We start from the raw sequence: 16,500 nt of genomic DNA, 5'->3' as shown, positions 1-16,500 counted from the left end.
GCTTGTATATATTAAAACACAAGAATCAGGCGAATGTTACTTTTCACTCAGAAAATAATTCCTTAATCTCTTTTAAAATAGGCTCGACTTCTAGTTTTTTCAACTCTAAACTACCCTCATCTTCAGGATTGTGAAGATAATGGTTCCAGTGCTTTTCGGCCTTGCGAAGTGTGCGAGGGGTCATGTCAAATTCCACTTCATCCAAATACATCTTAGCAAGAACTTGAGCTTTGAAATTACCAAACAGAAAAACTCTAAAAATATCGACAAATCGCAAGCTTAGATCAAACTCTTCCAGGATCTGAACGAAAGCTCCTTGGTGAGCTCTATTTTTTTTATGATTGATCGCTTCAAAAATAGCATCTAGAGATTCCTCATTGAAAGATGACTTAGCTAGTGCTCGGCATGCGAGGTAAGCAACTTCCCAATTGTCTCCTTTTACTAGTTCGATCAGCTTATCTCTACCACTTTCATCTAGATTTTTGCCTAGTTTGTCGGCAAAATAGAAAGCTTCCTTTTCGTTTGGGTCGCTCATGCGGTTGATCAAGCCTTGAATTTCCTCGTCCATCATTTTTCGGTTTATTTGTGCAAATATAATTGAAAAGCCTCCCCCGCTATGACTTCTGGCAATCCAAAGTTAATATCCCTAGAAAAGTATCAGTCTATCTTACAGCGAGCTCAGCAAGAAAGCTTGGAGGGAAGTTTTGATCGCTCCAAACATCAATGGGTACTATCTAACGGTGATTCATGGCTTGCACGACTAGCTCTTCCGTGGAATATGATTCCTGACGAAAATGGTCACTTAATTGTCAAGGATGATTTTCATCTAGGCTTAGTCATGATCCGTGCTGGAATTGCTGTTACAGGCTATTTTCACAATGGCGTAATGCTAGATCATAAAGTCTTCAGAGCCTACATGGTGAGGCAAAAACAAGGCAAAAGTCAGATCAAATACCTCAAAACTAAAGGTAAATCTAGAGCAGGTTCACGGTTGAGACTTGGTGAGAGTGAGCAGTTTTTCGAAGAAATCAATGAACGACTTCAGCGCTACGAAAATGAATTCCCGATTACTACTTGGGGAATCAGCTGCGGCATGACGCTTTTTCCTTACCTTTTTGCAAGTGAGACACCGCCTCCATTTTCCAAACAACAAGATAATCTGATGAGCATTCCCTTTCATGTTCAGCAGCCTGATTTTGAGACACTAAAAGTAATTCATACTAAGTTGACCGGAATTCATGTGCTTTTTTCAACCGATGGCGAACGGATATTTGAAGGGATAGAGCGGGATTTTCTGAAGGATAAAAATGAGGAAGAGGATTGGTAGAAAGAGTTTCAAGTTTTGATCTTCAGGCACTGCCTGACTTCCCGAAATACTAGTTTTACGATGTGACTAGGTGGTTAACATATTCTCCTAGTCAAAAACTCTATAAGCCCAAAAACAAAAAAGCCGAAGTTTCCTCCGGCTTTGGTTCTCGTTAAGTTAAAATCAATGAGTCGTATTCGTTACATCACCAGGATAACTGGCATTAAGTAGATTCATAGTTTCATGAGCCACCTTGATATTGTACTCATAGGCTAAGCTTTTATAGTTGACCAAATCGACTATGGTACCGATAAAGCAGAGACCGAGGGTTAGGAAATACAAGATCCCCAAGCCTATTTGTCCCAAAATAAAGCGGTGTAATCCAGCAAATCCAAAGAAACCAATCAATGTAAGAATCAAAATCATTTGAGCGTCTTTTCTTCGAGCACGGTAAACCTGAGCGAATAGTGATGCCTGATCCTCATCCATGTTTTTCATTAAACCCTGGATGTAACCCAGTTCCATTCCTTCCAATTCAGGAAGATGTCTTAATACATTAGCCATAATTGTGTGTTGTTTTTAAGTTTCTAAATAATTGCCAGATTCTGGAGATAATCACCACATACGCCAGAGCTGCCAGCGGATGCATGTCAAAGGAAGCTTGAAATTCTCCTCTCACGAGCAGACTCATGGACCTCCCTAGGCCACAGCCCGGACACCAATCAATTCCCAGTTGGCTCAGTGGACAGAGACTCAAGTGACTGCCCCCATGCGGATCCAGGAAAACTACTGCTACCAAGCTCCCAATCCAAAAGATCAGCTCAAGCGGCAGATTTGATATCCATCGGGTAATTACCTTCATGTGCTGTTAAATACGAAAAAGATGCCATACCCCAAACATAGCCAAAAACGCCGATTATTGAAGGTTTTGGGTTTCTGATGCAAGATAACCGAACAAAATAGTGTTCGATTATGAACGATTTATTTCAGGTAGTTTGATTTCTAACTTCTCTCCATAAACTGCCAATTGATTCAGGTCAACTTGTTTTGCCAGCTGTGCATACCCTTTATTAGCCCCGTAGGTTTTCCATCCAGAAAACCTAAATATCAATCCGAGTAACTCACCTCTTAATGGCAAAGTAGAAGTAATGTTCAATGCAGCAGAAGCCTCTTTTCCGAGGAAAAAATTCAAAATCGGTTCAACCTGCGCGGAAATTATCGAATCTGGAATGGTGGATTGGTAGTGACCAATTAATGCTTGGATTAACTGAAGTCCAGCTGCCGAGGATTTCAGTTGCCTTTTTCGGATTAATTTTTCCAGTTGAAATGCTTCTTTAGCGGTTTCTGGCCAATATTCCTCCTGAATTCCCATCAATTGGCCGATCCATTTCCAGTAGCGCATAATGGCTTCTACCTCCGATGCTTTTACTTCAAAACCCATTTTTCTCCAACCTCTAATCACAATCAGACTGAAAGCTAGATTGGTCCCTATAAGATCTTCCTGATTGATGGGTTTGCCGAAATCTGCCTTCCAATCCTTCGAGTGAAGGGAGATAAAATACCTGCTGAAAGCATGAATTAAACGAACTTTCGCACAAGTCAGGTAGGCTTTATTTGAGCTGATGAATGCCCCAGGTTCGAAAATATCTAGTAAAAATCTACCTGTTTCTCCCAATCTTCGACCAATGTCGCTTAAAATTCTGTGGGATCTAACGAGTACCTCTGCCCCATCACCAAAGGCATAGGTATAAGGAAGCGAGTAAAATCCCAGCATCGCGAGGTAAAGATCCCCCTTCTGATCAAAGATCTTTTGAGCATTTTCCAAGACAACCTTAGAAACAGCAGGCGGCTTCAGGTAGAAATTGAAGAAATTTTGGAATTCCTCAGGATAAGTATCATCCAGCGCTGAAGGAATTTCCGACCAGGAATTAATGTGCGAGATTAATTCAGGATTGGCGATTAAATAGCTAACGAACTGATCTGCAAGAGGATCTTGGGTCTGTCTTAGCTGATCAAATGTTGTGTTTTGATATAGTTCTATTTTGCTCACACCTTTCTAACCACGATTTACTATTTTGGTTGGACAATTTTAACAATCCGATTAAATCGAGCAAGAAGCAAACTTCACCTTGTAGGAAGATTTCAGCTAATGCGAGATTCCATAGCCTGTCCCGTTTTGTCAGGATGGCAAATTATATTCCTATGAAAAAGAGTTTTTTCTTGCCCATGCTACTCCTGTTTTTTAATGGCTTTTTGGGCTTTGCCCAAAGCGGAACAGATTTGTGGGTGATCAACACGAGTGGTAAGGGAGCCAAACTAAAATTACTGACCGAAACCGCGAGGCCACTGACTGATAGACCAGAATATGACAATCAGCCCAATTTTATTAATGAAACTCAGCTGGTTTTCTCAGCAGCCGACCAAAATGGCAACCATGATATTATAGTTTACAATTTTGAATCAGACAAATTCACCAACTTTTCTAAGACATCTGACCGAAATGAGTTTTCTCCAAGTATCACGGATTGCGGGATGTATATCGCTGCAGTGGTGATGGAAGAAGACCAAAAGCAAAGGATCTGGCTTTACCCTACTTCATTCGAACCAGCAGAGTTGCTTTATGATGATATAGAACCTGTGGGCTACTATGATTGGTATGACAATAAAGCAGCAATGTTTGTCCTTGGAGAGCCAAATAGATTGGTTTATGCGCGTGGAAGAAATGACTTAATCATGATTGATTCTGCCATAGAACGTTCAGTAAAAAGGCGGCCTAAAACATCAGAAATTACCTATTTATCGCAGTCTCCTGAAGGTCAAGCCGGCATAATAAAAAGCTATGATATAGAAAATAGATCCAGAGAAGTATATCTTGCTGGCGTTTTGGGATCAAAAGATTTTATTTGGCTGGACAAAAATCACCTATTGATGGCAGCTGGAAATGAAGTTTTCATCAGAAAATATACTAGTCCGGATTGGAAAACACTTGGAGTGATACCCTCCGATACGCATGAAAACATAACACGAATGGCCTATAGCGAAGACCTAAATGTGCTAGTAGTCACGATAAATAGAAAATAACTTTACACTATGAATCCTATTAAATCAACTCTTTTGATGGCGGTCCTATTTATGGGGACGCAGGTTATTGCTCAAGAAATAGAAGACAAAAGAGGAATTGTTGCTAAAAATGCAGAATTGGTAAAAGTCCAAGATGGCTTTGAATTCACAGAAGGTCCAGCGGTAAATCGCTTTGGAGACGTGTTTTTCACAGATCAACCTAACAACCGCATTCATAAATGGAATGCGATTTCTAATGAAGTTAGCGTGTTCAAGGAAGATGCAGGCCGTGCTAATGGCATGTACTTCATGCTAGATGGAACTTTGGTAGCGGCTGCCGACAATAAAAATGAACTGTGGGCTTTTGATACCGATGGAAATCACTCCGTTTGGATTACGGCTTTTAAAGGAAAGAAATTAAATGGACCTAATGACCTTTGGGTTCGTCCAAAAGGCGGAATTTATTTCACAGATCCGCTTTACGTTAGGCCGTACTGGGAAGGCCGGGGTGAGGAATCTGAGCAAGCTGGCCAGAATGTGTACTTTTTCTCTGCTGATAAAACAGAATTATTTGTGGTAGCTGAAGATCTGGTGAAACCAAATGGAATAGTAGGTACTCCTGATGGAAAATTCCTCTACGTATCAGATATTGGAGACAAGAAAACCTACAAATATGAAATAAGAGAGGATGGTTATTTGATCAATAAGACGCTTTTCTGCGAGATGGGATCCGATGGAATGACCATCGATGATCGGGGAAATGTCTATCTGACGGGTGATGGTGTGACCGTTTTTAATCGCAATGGAGAGCAAATCGCTCACATTCCTGTCCCTGCCAAATGGACTGCCAATGTTGTGTTTGGATCATTAGACAGAAAAACTCTATTCATCACGGCAATGGACGCGGTCTATACTTTACAGATGAGGAACCGAGGTGTCTGGTAAAACTTGGATGATTTTAATAAAAATGGCGGTAGTAATACCGCCATTTTTTGTAGTAGCATATTTCTACCTTCTAGCAATTTTTATCATCCACATCACAAGCTTCACCTTGTCCTCCTGCGATTTCTAGACCAGGGTTTGCTTTGGCATATTCATTCCATGCCTTCTCCAAGGTTTGGTCAAAAACCTCATCTTGTTGGGCGCCAGAAATACCGAATTTCCTATCCAATACAAAGAATGGAACTCCCCTAACTCCTAGTTGCCGTGATTCATAGATGTCCTGATCGACTTCATTTTCAAATTTATCCGAACTCAAAACTTCCTTAACAGCTGTTTCATCGAGTCCAATTTCTTTCGCTAAGGTCAATAAAGAAGCATCATCATCAATGTTTACAGCATCTGTGAAATATGCCTTAAGTAAGCTTTCTTTCATCTCATCTCCTTTGCCCTGAGTTTTTGCCAGATGCAAAAGTCTATGCGCTTTCTTAGTATTAGCAACCACAGATTTATCCAAGTGATAATCCAAGCCTTCTTCCTCAGCCATCTTTACCACATTGGCAGTGATCTCTCTGGTTTGGGCTAGGCTCCAACCTTTCACCTCAGCTAGATGCTCTTCAGAGCTTTTGTTAGGCTGAGTGACTTGATCAGGGTTGAGTAGAAAACTCTTCCACTCAACTTCTATCTTGTCTTTATGAGGAAATTTTGCAATTGCTTTCTCAATTTTTCTTTTTCCGATATAGCAAAAAGGACAAGCTACATCCGACCATATTTCTATTTTCATGTGTTTGTAATTTGATTTTTAATGGCCATATGAAATCTCGCATTGTAATAATTATCTCATTGTGTGAGGTTATTTGTCATGCCTGAGGCAGACAGGCTCGATTTCATATTTATATCAATTTTCTTTACTTAGGAATAAATAGATTTTAAGTCAAAAGAGTTCAGCCAAACATGAAAACCAAAGAATGCCCTTCTTGCGCGATGGAAATAGATTCCTCAGCCAAAGTTTGTCCCATTTGTAAATTCGAATTCCCGCAGCGATCACCTTGGATCACCTGGCTGGCAATCATCTTATTGATTGTTTGGATTATTAGTTACATACTTTAAAAAAACATTCTCTCATGGATAAGCGGAAATTCCTTAAATCCTTAGCATTTCTTGGAATTGGCTCTGGGTCAATTTTTAAACCTGAAATAGCAAAAGCAAAATCATTAGTAGATCTCGATCCAACTGCACCTGACTACTGGGAGCAAATCCGCGCTTCCTACAAACTCAAGCCAGATTACATCAATCTGGAGAATGGTTATTACTGCTTTTTACCCGAAGAAACGCTTGAAAACTACATCGCACATTTAAGAGAAGTCAATTACCAAGGATCAAGCTATATGCGAACAGTGCAGTGGGAGAACAAAGCCAAAAGTGCCGCTGCCGTGGCTGAGTTGATAGGTGCTAGTTCTGAGGAAGTTGTGCTTACACGAAATACAACTGAATCCATTGATTTGATTATCTCAGGCTATCCTTGGCAACAAGGGGATGAAGCTATTGTGTCTAATCAAGACTATGAAAGTCTGCTCAATATGTTTGAGCTAGCCGAAAGGAGATACGGGATCAAAGTAAAACGAATAGACATACCCCTACATCCTGAGAATGACGAAGAAATAGTTGCAATTTATGAAAAGGCTATCACTCCAAAAACAAAGTTGATGATGGTTCCTCACATTGTGAATATCACGGGACATATTTTACCAGTGAGAAAAATTGCTGATATGGCACATGGACATGGCGTAGAAGTCATGTTGGATGGAGCGCATGCAGTTGGCCATTTTGATTTCAACATTTCAGAATTGAACTGTGATTATTATGGTTCCAGCCTGCACAAATGGCTGAGTGTACCGCTAGGTTGTGGGATGCTGTATGTGAAAAAAGGGAAAAGTGGGCAAATCAGACCTCTTTTAGCACCTTATGAATTAGATCAAAAAACATTATTGAATCTAAATCATACTGGAACTCATGCCGTGTCCACTGATCTATCCGTAATTGATTCTATCCATTTTCTCAATAAAATGGGAATCAAACGAAAGGAGGAACGCCTGAGATTTATTCAGCGATACTGGTCTGATCAGGTTCGGGATTTACCTGGGATAAATGTTAATACTCCAATTGATCCTCGTCGATCCTGTGCGATTGCCAATGTAGGTTTGGATGCCATGAGTCCATCTGAAATGGCTAAGACGCTGATAGATAAGTATCGGATTTTTACAGTAGCCATCAATGGTGCAGGTGGTGTAAACGGCTGTAGAATCACTCCAAATGTCTATACCTCTGAGGAAGATATGGATCAATTTGTGGCTGCATTGAGGCAGATGTCGGGAAATGCCTAAATGTATTCACGTGATTTCCATTATCAAATAGATAATTAAAAGCAAAATTATCTTCTGTAATGAGCAAAATTCGCAAGATGGAGAAGTAGATTTTTCGAAATCCATAAAAATTCGCAACGAACAGTATATTTTTCGCAGTAATACTTGCATTTTCTTTTCAATGGAATCAATTTTGCCACCCTATTACGCATGACACAAGTAAATCACATAGCAGCCACTTACACTCGCACTACACCTGTAGCGGTGAAAGTTGATGCTATTGCTTTTTCCACTCCGTTAAGGACGTGTAGATTTTTCTATAGGGTTTAACCCTACGATGAATAGTTGTACTCCTACGTGGAGTACCTGCCCGCCCTTTCAACTTTGATTTATTTACTAATCTTCCGATTTCATCGGATTAAACACATGCAATCCCTAATGGATAACATTTCCTTCCAGATTATTGTAGCTAATCCTTCACATAAGGTTTATTCCTCCCAGATCACTGACGAGATGGAGAATTCCGCCAAAGCTCGAGGTACAGGTATAGCCAAGCGTACGCCTGCTTATGTAGAAACTAAAATGGATGAAGGAAAGGCGGTGATCGCATTGACCTCAGATGGCAAATGGGCAGGTTTCTGCTACATTGAGGCTTGGGGACATGGCAAATATGTGGCAAACTCAGGATTGATCGTTTCCCCCGAATACAGGAAATACGGTCTTGCCCGCAAGATCAAGAATGAAGTTTTCAAACTAAGTCGTATTAAATACCCGGATTCCAAGATCTTCGGATTGACAACTGGTGCAGCGGTTATGAAAATCAACTCTGAGTTGGGCTACATTCCCGTCTCCTACTCCGATCTGACGGATGATAATGAATTCTGGAAAGGCTGCCAAAGCTGTATCAACTATGAGATACTGATGAGCAAAAACAGGCAGAACTGTCTCTGCACAGCGATGCTTTACGATCCCAATTCTAAAAGAAACCATACCCAAGAATTAGCGCTTCGTGACGATTTCAAGAAAGATTTGAAATTATTTGATCGCTGGGTAAGGTTAAAGAAATACGTGATGCTGAAATTGAATAAGTCAAAAGACACACTCACAAGCATCTTTTTATAAATTCATTCTTCCTGTTTGGGAGATAAAATAGATTGAAATGAAGAAAATAGTTTTAGCCTACAGTGGTGGCTTGGATACCACATTTTGTGCCTTGCATCTATCCAAAGAATTGGGTTATGAAGTGCATGCAGTGCTGGTGAATACAGGCGGTTTTTCGGAAGAAGAATTGACAGATATAGAAGAAAGAGCAAAAAGCCTAGGTGTTGCTTCGTTCAAAATCCTCCATGTAATGGATACCTATTACAATGAAGTGATTAAGTATTTGGTTTTTGGCAATGTGCTGAAAAACCAAACCTATCCCCTCTCTGTATCCGCTGAGCGAATTCTTCAAGCAAAATCCCTAGCTGAGTACGCCAAGTCAATCGATGCGAAGGCTGTAGCTCACGGTTCTACGGGAGCTGGAAACGATCAGGTTCGCTTTGATATGATCTTTCAGACGATAGTCCCAGATATAGAGATTATCACTCCTATTCGTGATTTGAAACTCAGTCGAGCGGAGGAAATTGACTATTTGAAAAAGCATGGCGTATCGATGAATTTCGAGAAAGCGGCTTATTCAATCAACAAAGGGATATGGGGGACTTCAGTTGGGGGAAAAGAGACCTTGACCTCTACCGATTACCTCCCAGATAGTGCTTGGCCTACTAAAGCTACAGCGATAGAACCATTGGAAGTAATTCTTTCTTTTTCTCAAGGAGAACTCAAGGGTGTCGATGGGAAAAAATATGATGATTCGGTGGAAGCTATCCAGGCATTGCAAGCTTTGGCTGGACCTTACGGAATCGGACGTGACATTCACGTAGGAGATACAATTATCGGTATCAAAGGTCGGGTTGGATTTGAAGCTGCTGCTCCAATCATTATTATTAAATCACATCAGCTTTTGGAAAAGCACACGCTTACCAAATGGCAGCTTTTCTGGAAAAACCAACTGGCTGAGTTCTACGGCAATCACCTTCATGAAGGACATTACCTAGACCCGGTGATGAGAAATATGGAAGAATTCATGGCTAGCACGCAAACTTATGTCACAGGTGATGTAAAAGTATTGCTTCAACCTTACCGATTTACTTTGCTTGGAATTACTTCGGAGCATGACCTGATGTCCAACAAGTTTGGCAGCTATGGCGAAATGAATAAGGGCTATACTGCAGAAGATGTGAAAGGCTTCACCCGAATTTTAGGTAACCAAACCTCGATTTTCCATAAGGTAAACTCCGACAATGACTAAAATCAAAACAGCGATCATAGGCGCCGCGGGATACACCGGTGGAGAATTACTTCGTCTTCTGGTTCATCATCCTGCCTGCGAACTGATCTTTGTACATAGCAATAGCCAGAAAGGTAAAAAAGTAGCTGAAGTTCATCCTGATCTGATCGGAGATTGTGACTTGGTTTTCACAGATGAAGTGCAAACGGAAGGAATTGAAGCGGTATTCTTAGGCTTGCCTCATGGTCAGACCAAAGGTTTCTTAGAGCAACATAGTTTTTCACCAGAGACAGTATTGATCGATTTGTCCACAGACTTCCGTGATGAATCCAACGGCTTTACCTATGGTCTTCCAGAAGTCAATGCTGCGAAAATCAAGACTGCGAAAAAGATCGCCAATCCGGGTTGTTTTGCCACAGGAATTCAGTTGGCATTACTTCCAGCTATCGCAAAAGGTTGGGTAAAAGATACGATCCACATTTCTGGAATCACTGGAAGTACGGGTGCAGGAAAGAAATTGGGTGAGACATCTCACTTCAGCTATCGATCTTCAAATATGTCTGTCTATAAGTTGTTTACACATCAGCATCTCAAGGAGATTAAGCAGACTTTCAATCAGCTGAACCCAAGTTTTTCATCTGAAATGCTTTTTGTTCCTTACCGAGGCAACTTCCCTAGAGGTATATGGATTACAGCCTATTTCCCTTATGTAGGAACGCAAGAAGAAGCTGTAGCAGCATACAAAGATTTCTATAAAGACGCTGCTTTTACCTATGTTTCAGCTAGTGATATAGACATGAAGCAAGCGGTGAATACGAACAAATGTATCATTCACGTGCAAAAAGAAGCGGGTCAATTGGTGATTTATTCTGCAATTGACAATCTATTGAAAGGAGCCTCTGGACAGGCCGTTCAGAATTACAATCTGGCATTTGGACTTGAGGAGAGGATGGGCTTGAATTTAAAAAGTATTGGCTTCTAATTGGATTTTAGAGGCTAGAGACAAAATTCAAGACTGGGTGGAGGTCCCTTCAACATGTTGCGTGCACCATTCATTTTTCTTCAAGTTTAAAATAGATGGCGGAAGTACAGAATTGCCATGTATTTCTAAAATCCCAAATCGTAAATCCTCATGAAATTATTCGATGTTTATCCTCTGATCCCAGTGACCATCGCTAAGGCCGATGGAGCCAAACTATGGGATGATCAGGGACAAGAATATATAGATTTATACGGCGGGCATGCCGTTATTTCCATCGGTCATACGCATCCATATTATGTGAAGCGAATCCAAGACCAATTGAATCAGATCGCTTTTTACTCCAATTCTGTTCATATTCCTATCCAACAAGAATACGCGGAGAAATTAGGAGAGCTATCTGGGTATCCTGATTACGAGCTTTTCCTATGTAATTCAGGAGCAGAAGCGAACGAGAATGCGATCAAGCTCGCTTCATTTGCAGCAGGAAAATCTGGCTTTATTGCTTTTTCGGGCAGTTTTCATGGTAGAACATCCGGAGCAGTGGCCTTAACTGATAATCCAAAAATCGTTGCTCCTAGCAACGCTCGCGAAGATTTTCACATTCTGCCTTGGGAAGATTTAGCTGCTGTGGAGGAAGTTTTGAAATCAAAAGAAATTGCGGGAATCATCATCGAAGGTATCCAAGGAGTAAATGGAATTCAGGTTCCAAGTGCTGATTTTCTTCTGGGATTAGCGTCACTAGCTAAGAATTATGGAGCCAAATTGATCCTAGATGAAGTACAGTCAGGCTTTGGCAGGACAGGAAAATTCTTTGCGCACCAACATGTTGCTGGATTGAAACCAGATATTATCAGCATGGCGAAGGGCATGGGAAATGGCTTTCCGATCGGAGGAATATTAATCTCTCCAGAATTTAAAGCTACCTACGGATTGTTAGGGACTACTTTCGGTGGCAATCATCTCGCCTGCGCTGCTGGATTGGCAGTATTGGAAGTGATTGAAAAAGAGAAGCTTATAGAAAATTCTTCTGTACTCGGAGAGAAGCTTCTGGATGAACTGAAAATTATCCCTGGAATTACTGCGATTCGGGGAAAGGGCCTGATGATCGGAATCGATCTGGACAGAGAAGCGGGGCCGGTTCGCTCAGAATTGGTCACAAAATATCACATGTTCACAGGAAGTGCCGCAGGAAAGAATACTATAAGACTGCTCCCGCCTTTAAATATCGAGTGGAATCAATTAAATTCGTTTGTAACCGCATTAAAAGAAACCTTAAGTTAAACCCGTTCCAGCTAATCAATGGCCAAACTTTCCCAGCCACTTCAACATTTCACGAAATTTGAATCCTTCGATCTAGGCAATGAGCTAATCGAGCTAGCATTACTTTACAAAGCCAATCCTGCGCTGGACAAAGCTAAAGGCGAAGGAAAGCGCATTGGATGTATTTTCTTAAATCCCTCACTTAGAACGAGAGTTTCCACCCAGTTAGCTGCACTGAATCTTGGCTTAGAACCTATTGTGCTGAATATGGACAAGGAAGGCTGGGCATTGGAAATGCAAGAAGGAGCTATCATGAACAAAGGCACTGTGGAGCATATCAAGGACGCTGCAGCAGTTTTGGGCTCTTATTTCGATATGCTAGCTATTCGGGCGTTTCCTTCTTTGACCAACAAGGAGGAGGACGTAAGTGACTTTGTTTTTTCTCAGTTCGTGAAATATTCAGGAATCCAAGTCATCAGTCTGGAATCCGCTACCCGTCACCCCTTGCAAAGTCTCGCAGATCAAATTACTATCCGTGAAAATTGGTCAGGGAAAAAGAAACCAAAAATTGTCCTGACTTGGGGTCCTCATATCAAAGCTATTCCGCATGCAGTAGCCAATTCCTTTGCGGAATGGACCCTAGGAATGGATCATGACCTTACGATTACACATCCTTCTGGTTACGAATTGGACGAGGAGTTTACCAAGGGCGCTAAGATAGAATATAATCAAAGTAAAGCGCTAGAAGACGCTGATTTTGTGTATGTTAAAAACTGGTCTGCTTTTAACGATTATGGAAAAATAATCTCCACCGATGCTTCATGGATGCTCACAGAAGATCATTTTAAAAAAGCTCCAAGTGCAAAAGTAATGCATTGCCTACCTGTCCGTAGAAATCTAGAATTGTCTGACGAAATTTTAGATGGAAAAAGATCATTGGTGCAGGAGCAAGCTAAAAATAGAGTTTACGCAGCTCAGGCAGTCATTAGTCACCTTCTAGGAACTATTTAAAGAACTCCCAATGAAAATCAGTATTATTAAAATCGGGGGCAATGTCATCGATTTTCCTGAAAAATTAGATGAATTTTTAGCTCTCTTCTCCAAATTCCCCGGACACAAAATATTGGTTCATGGTGGAGGAATCATGGCTTCTAGATTCGGTGAATCTCTTGGCGTAATGCCTGAAATGGTGGATGGACGTAGAATCACGGATAAGGAAACACTCGATGTGGTAACGATGGTGTATGCCGGACTAATCAATAAAAACCTAGTAGCAAAACTTCAGGCGCTAAAGGTAAATGCAATAGGAATGTGTGGTGCTGACGGCAACATCATCCGATCAATCAAACGTCCTGTCAAAGGAATAGATTACGGATTTGTAGGTGATATTCAGGAAGTCAATACTAAATTAATTGATCATTTACTTTCTGGGAATTTGCTTCCAGTGGTAAATGCTATTACCCATGATGCAAAAGGCCAATTGCTAAATACAAACGCCGACAGCATAGCTTCTGCCCTAGCCACTAGCTTGGCAAAAGAACATCAGGTTAACCTTTACTTCTGCTTCAACAAAAGTGGCGTTCTGATCGATGAGAAAAATGAGAATTCCATCATTCCGCTGATTAATGAGGATATTTATCAAGAACTGAAAAAGGAAAATGTAATCCATTCAGGTATGATTCCAAAGTTGGACAATGCTTTTGAGGCCTTGCAAAAGGGCGTCAATCATGTGTGGATAGGAAAGGCTGAAAATCTTCATTTGGCAGCCAAAGGAAAACTTTCGGGCACAACCATCGAGAGAAGTCGATACGACTTATACTAAACCAAAATTTAAAGATGGATTTATATCATGACGCGGTTCAACTTCTTACTCAGCTAATAGAAATTCCCTCTTATTCTAAAGAAGAAAGCTCTACTGCTGAACTAATAGAAGAATTTTTTACAGCAAGAGATATAGAATCACATAAATCGGGGAACAACGTCTGGGCTTTTGCGTCAGCTTTTGATAATAACAAGCCAACGATATGGCTGAATTCTCATCACGATACCGTGAAGCCAAATGCCGGTTATACCAAAGATCCTTTTCATGCTATCACAGAAGATGGGAAGTTATTTGGGCTTGGCAGTAATGATGCTGGCGGGCCTTTGGTTTGCTTGATTGCTGCTTTTACGTACTTTCATGAGCGAGACCTCCCCTTCAATTTGATCATGATTGCTTCCGCTGAAGAGGAGATTTCTGGTAAAAATGGCATTGCTTCAGTGATCGATCAGCTACCTGCCTGTGAGTTGGCAATCGTAGGCGAGCCTACTTTGATGGATATGGCTGTAGCAGAAAAAGGGCTCATGGTCATCGATGCCAAAGTCCATGGTAAAGCTGGCCATGCAGCTCGTGAGGAAGGAGTCAATGCGATCTATGCAGCTTTGGAAGATCTACAGAGAATCAAGAGTTTTGAATTCCAGAAAGTATCCCAATTTCTGGGAAAGACGAAAGTCTCCGCAACTGTTATCCATGCAGGTCAGCAACACAATGTTGTTCCGGATCTGTGCGAATTTGTATTGGACGTTCGCGTGACGGATGCATATTCATTGGAAGAAGCATTTGAGGAATTGAAAGGCTCCCTCAGTGCCGAGCTAACTCCCCGGTCGCTTAGATTGCAGTCCTCCCATGTTCCGAAAGATCACCTAATTTTACAAGTTGTAGAAAAACTTGGCTTAAAAACCTACGGAAGTCCCACCCTATCCGATCAGGCTTTGATCCCCTATCCATCTGTAAAAATCGGCCCTGGAGATTCTGCAAGGTCACATTCTGCAGATGAATATATTTATTTGAACGAAATTCAGCAAGGTATAGCAGGTTATATCCAACTACTGGAAACCTACGCTAATTTGCTCACTCAAACTACTTAGAAATGAAACTTTGGCAAAAAGAAACCGGAAGTAAAAAGGAAGTGGAATCATTCACCATAGGACGCGACCCTGAGTTTGATATACTTTTAGCGCCATTTGATGTCTTAGGTTCCATGGCCCACGCGAAGATGCTTTCTACCATTGGCCTATTAACTCAGGAAGAAAATGAAATCCTGCAGCGTGGATTGAAGGATATTTACTTTGAAATAGAAAAGGGACAATTTTCAATTGCTCCTGGTGTAGAAGATGTGCATTCTCAAGTTGAGTTTCTGTTGACTGAGAGATTTGGCGATGTGGGTAAGAAGCTGCATAGCGGGCGGAGTCGAAACGATCAGGTTTTGGTGGATTTGAAGTTATATTATCGTGCGGCTATTCGAGAGATTATTGAAGAAGTAAAAGAACTATTTGACTTGCTGATTATTCTATCGGAAAAGCATAAAAATGACTTGATGCCAGGTTATACGCATACGCAGCTCGCCATGCCATCTTCCTTTGGACTTTGGTTCAGTTCTTTTGCAGAAGGGTTGACAGAAGATCTAGGCTTGTTAAAAGCTGCATTTGACTTGGCAAATAAAAATCCTTTAGGTTCAGCTGCAGGCTATGGATCTAGCTTTCCGTTGAATAGAACTATGACCACAGAACTTTTGGGTTTTGCAGATCTTCATCACAACGTAATCAATGCACAAAACAGCAGAGGCAAAACAGAGCGGACGCTTTCCTTTGCGATGGCGGGTATTGCTGGAACGCTGAACCGCATGGCCTCTGATGTTTGTATTTTTATGAATCAGCATTTTGCATTCATCAGTTTTCCTGACGATTTGACCACAGGTAGCAGTATCATGCCCCACAAGAAGAATCCGGATGTATTCGAATTGATTCGTGCCAAAACCAATCAAATCCAATCTGTCCCAACTTCCGTGACTATGCTGTTGACGAACACGACTACTGGATATCATCGTGATTTGCAATTGCTTAAAGAGGAAATTTTCCCTGCAATAAACCAAGTTAGATCTTGTCTGAGTATGACTTCGTTTATGCTACGCTCCATTAAGGTTAAGGAAAATATTCTTTCAGACGCTTTCTACAAACACCTATTCTCGGTAGAGGTCGTGAATGATCTAGTCCTAAAAGGGATGCCCTTTAGGGATGCCTACAAACAAGTGGGTCTGGCAATAGAATCAGGTAATTTTGATCCTGATCAAAGTCAGTTGGAACACACACATGAAGGAAGTATTGGTAAGTTGGAACTGCCTGCTATTCAGCAAAAGATGGATCGAGTCCTAATCAGTTTTGACTTTCAAGCGATCGACCATTCATATAATCGACTCTTTCATTAAGAGTAAGTCAAACA

General features: G+C 41.1%; 18 protein-coding genes. 12 read left to right on the top strand and 6 right to left on the bottom strand.

Annotated features, from left to right (window positions below):
- Window positions 1–43 precede the first annotated feature (43 nt).
- Window positions 44–571 (bottom strand): HEAT repeat domain-containing protein, encoded by a 528-nt coding sequence (locus ABJH64_RS03695; protein ID WP_348274180.1) that lies wholly within the window; start codon window positions 569–571, stop codon window positions 44–46.
- Window positions 572–616: 45 nt separating this feature from the next.
- Here ABJH64_RS03695 and ABJH64_RS03690 point away from each other — a divergent pair, with 45 nt between their 5' ends.
- The gene (locus ABJH64_RS03690) at window positions 617–1,327 is read left to right on the top strand and encodes a hypothetical protein (RefSeq protein ID WP_348274179.1); all 711 of its coding nucleotides are present in this window, start codon (window positions 617–619) and stop codon (window positions 1,325–1,327) included.
- Between the two features lie 162 nt (window positions 1,328–1,489).
- Here the strand turns inward: ABJH64_RS03690 and ABJH64_RS03685 are convergent, their stop codons facing one another.
- From ABJH64_RS03685 to ABJH64_RS03675, 3 genes are all read right to left on the bottom strand, one after another.
- Window positions 1,490–1,870, bottom strand: coding sequence for a TM2 domain-containing protein (locus ABJH64_RS03685; RefSeq protein ID WP_348274178.1), 381 nt, complete (start codon window positions 1,868–1,870; stop codon window positions 1,490–1,492).
- Window positions 1,863–2,168 carry a DUF2752 domain-containing protein gene (locus ABJH64_RS03680; RefSeq protein WP_348274177.1) on the bottom strand — a complete coding sequence of 102 codons (306 nt, stop codon included), beginning with the start codon at window positions 2,166–2,168 and terminating at the stop codon, window positions 1,863–1,865. Before ABJH64_RS03680 ends, ABJH64_RS03685 begins: the two co-directional genes overlap by 8 nt.
- 108 nt (window positions 2,169–2,276) lie before the next feature.
- On the bottom strand, window positions 2,277–3,356 hold the full coding sequence (locus tag ABJH64_RS03675; protein WP_348274176.1) for an oxygenase MpaB family protein: 1,080 nt from the start codon (window positions 3,354–3,356) through the stop codon (window positions 2,277–2,279).
- A gap of 152 nt (window positions 3,357–3,508) precedes the next feature.
- Here ABJH64_RS03675 and ABJH64_RS03670 point away from each other — a divergent pair, with 152 nt between their 5' ends.
- Window positions 3,509–4,387 (top strand): hypothetical protein, encoded by an 879-nt coding sequence (locus ABJH64_RS03670; RefSeq protein WP_348274175.1) that lies wholly within the window; start codon window positions 3,509–3,511, stop codon window positions 4,385–4,387.
- 36 nt (window positions 4,388–4,423) lie between these two features.
- Window positions 4,424–5,311, top strand: coding sequence for an SMP-30/gluconolactonase/LRE family protein (locus tag ABJH64_RS03665; RefSeq protein ID WP_348274174.1), 888 nt, complete (start codon window positions 4,424–4,426; stop codon window positions 5,309–5,311).
- A gap of 70 nt (window positions 5,312–5,381) precedes the next feature.
- Here ABJH64_RS03665 and ABJH64_RS03660 read toward each other — a convergent pair whose 3' ends face one another.
- Both ABJH64_RS03660 and ABJH64_RS03655 read right to left on the bottom strand, forming a co-directional pair.
- A complete protein-coding gene (locus ABJH64_RS03660; protein WP_348274173.1) occupies window positions 5,382–6,089 on the bottom strand; it encodes a DsbA family oxidoreductase in 708 nt (235 codons plus the stop codon).
- Window positions 6,090–6,249: 160 nt separating this feature from the next.
- Complete coding sequence (locus ABJH64_RS03655; RefSeq protein WP_348274172.1) at window positions 6,250–6,378, bottom strand: hypothetical protein; 129 nt, start codon at window positions 6,376–6,378, stop codon at window positions 6,250–6,252.
- A 51-nt stretch (window positions 6,379–6,429) separates the two neighbouring features.
- Between ABJH64_RS03655 and ABJH64_RS03650 the strand changes: the two genes are divergently transcribed.
- From ABJH64_RS03650 to argH, 9 genes are all read left to right on the top strand, one after another.
- Window positions 6,430–7,689, top strand: a complete 1,260-nt coding sequence (locus tag ABJH64_RS03650) for an aminotransferase class V-fold PLP-dependent enzyme (protein WP_348274171.1) — start codon at window positions 6,430–6,432, stop codon at window positions 7,687–7,689.
- 417 nt (window positions 7,690–8,106) lie between these two features.
- Complete coding sequence (locus ABJH64_RS03645) at window positions 8,107–8,790, top strand: GNAT family N-acetyltransferase (protein ID WP_348274170.1); 684 nt, start codon at window positions 8,107–8,109, stop codon at window positions 8,788–8,790.
- Between the two features lie 37 nt (window positions 8,791–8,827).
- Window positions 8,828–10,021, top strand: a complete 1,194-nt coding sequence (locus tag ABJH64_RS03640) for an argininosuccinate synthase domain-containing protein (RefSeq protein WP_348334488.1) — start codon at window positions 8,828–8,830, stop codon at window positions 10,019–10,021.
- Window positions 10,014–10,982 (top strand): N-acetyl-gamma-glutamyl-phosphate reductase, encoded by a 969-nt coding sequence (argC, locus tag ABJH64_RS03635; protein WP_348276179.1) that lies wholly within the window; start codon window positions 10,014–10,016, stop codon window positions 10,980–10,982. Before ABJH64_RS03640 ends, argC begins: the two co-directional genes overlap by 8 nt.
- 150 nt (window positions 10,983–11,132) lie before the next feature.
- Window positions 11,133–12,263 carry an aminotransferase class III-fold pyridoxal phosphate-dependent enzyme gene (locus ABJH64_RS03630; RefSeq protein ID WP_348276180.1) on the top strand — a complete coding sequence of 377 codons (1,131 nt, stop codon included), beginning with the start codon at window positions 11,133–11,135 and terminating at the stop codon, window positions 12,261–12,263.
- Between the two features lie 18 nt (window positions 12,264–12,281).
- Window positions 12,282–13,253: an acetylornithine carbamoyltransferase gene (locus ABJH64_RS03625; RefSeq protein WP_348276181.1), complete on the top strand. Its 972-nt coding sequence runs from the start codon at window positions 12,282–12,284 to the stop codon at window positions 13,251–13,253.
- 10 nt (window positions 13,254–13,263) lie between these two features.
- Window positions 13,264–14,064, top strand: a complete 801-nt coding sequence (gene argB / locus ABJH64_RS03620) for an acetylglutamate kinase (RefSeq protein WP_348276182.1) — start codon at window positions 13,264–13,266, stop codon at window positions 14,062–14,064.
- Window positions 14,065–14,078: 14 nt separating this feature from the next.
- Window positions 14,079–15,149, top strand: coding sequence for a M20 family metallo-hydrolase (locus tag ABJH64_RS03615; RefSeq protein ID WP_348276183.1), 1,071 nt, complete (start codon window positions 14,079–14,081; stop codon window positions 15,147–15,149).
- A 2-nt stretch (window positions 15,150–15,151) separates the two neighbouring features.
- A complete protein-coding gene (gene argH, locus ABJH64_RS03610; protein WP_348276184.1) occupies window positions 15,152–16,486 on the top strand; it encodes an argininosuccinate lyase in 1,335 nt (444 codons plus the stop codon).
- Window positions 16,487–16,500 lie beyond the last annotated feature (14 nt).

The sequence above is a fragment of the Algoriphagus sp. genome (genome assembly GCF_039969895.1).
Lineage (GTDB): Bacteria > Bacteroidota > Bacteroidia > Cytophagales > Cyclobacteriaceae > Algoriphagus.
Note: the sequence above shows the minus strand (reverse complement) of the source record. Positions and strands in the feature narration are given on the sequence as shown.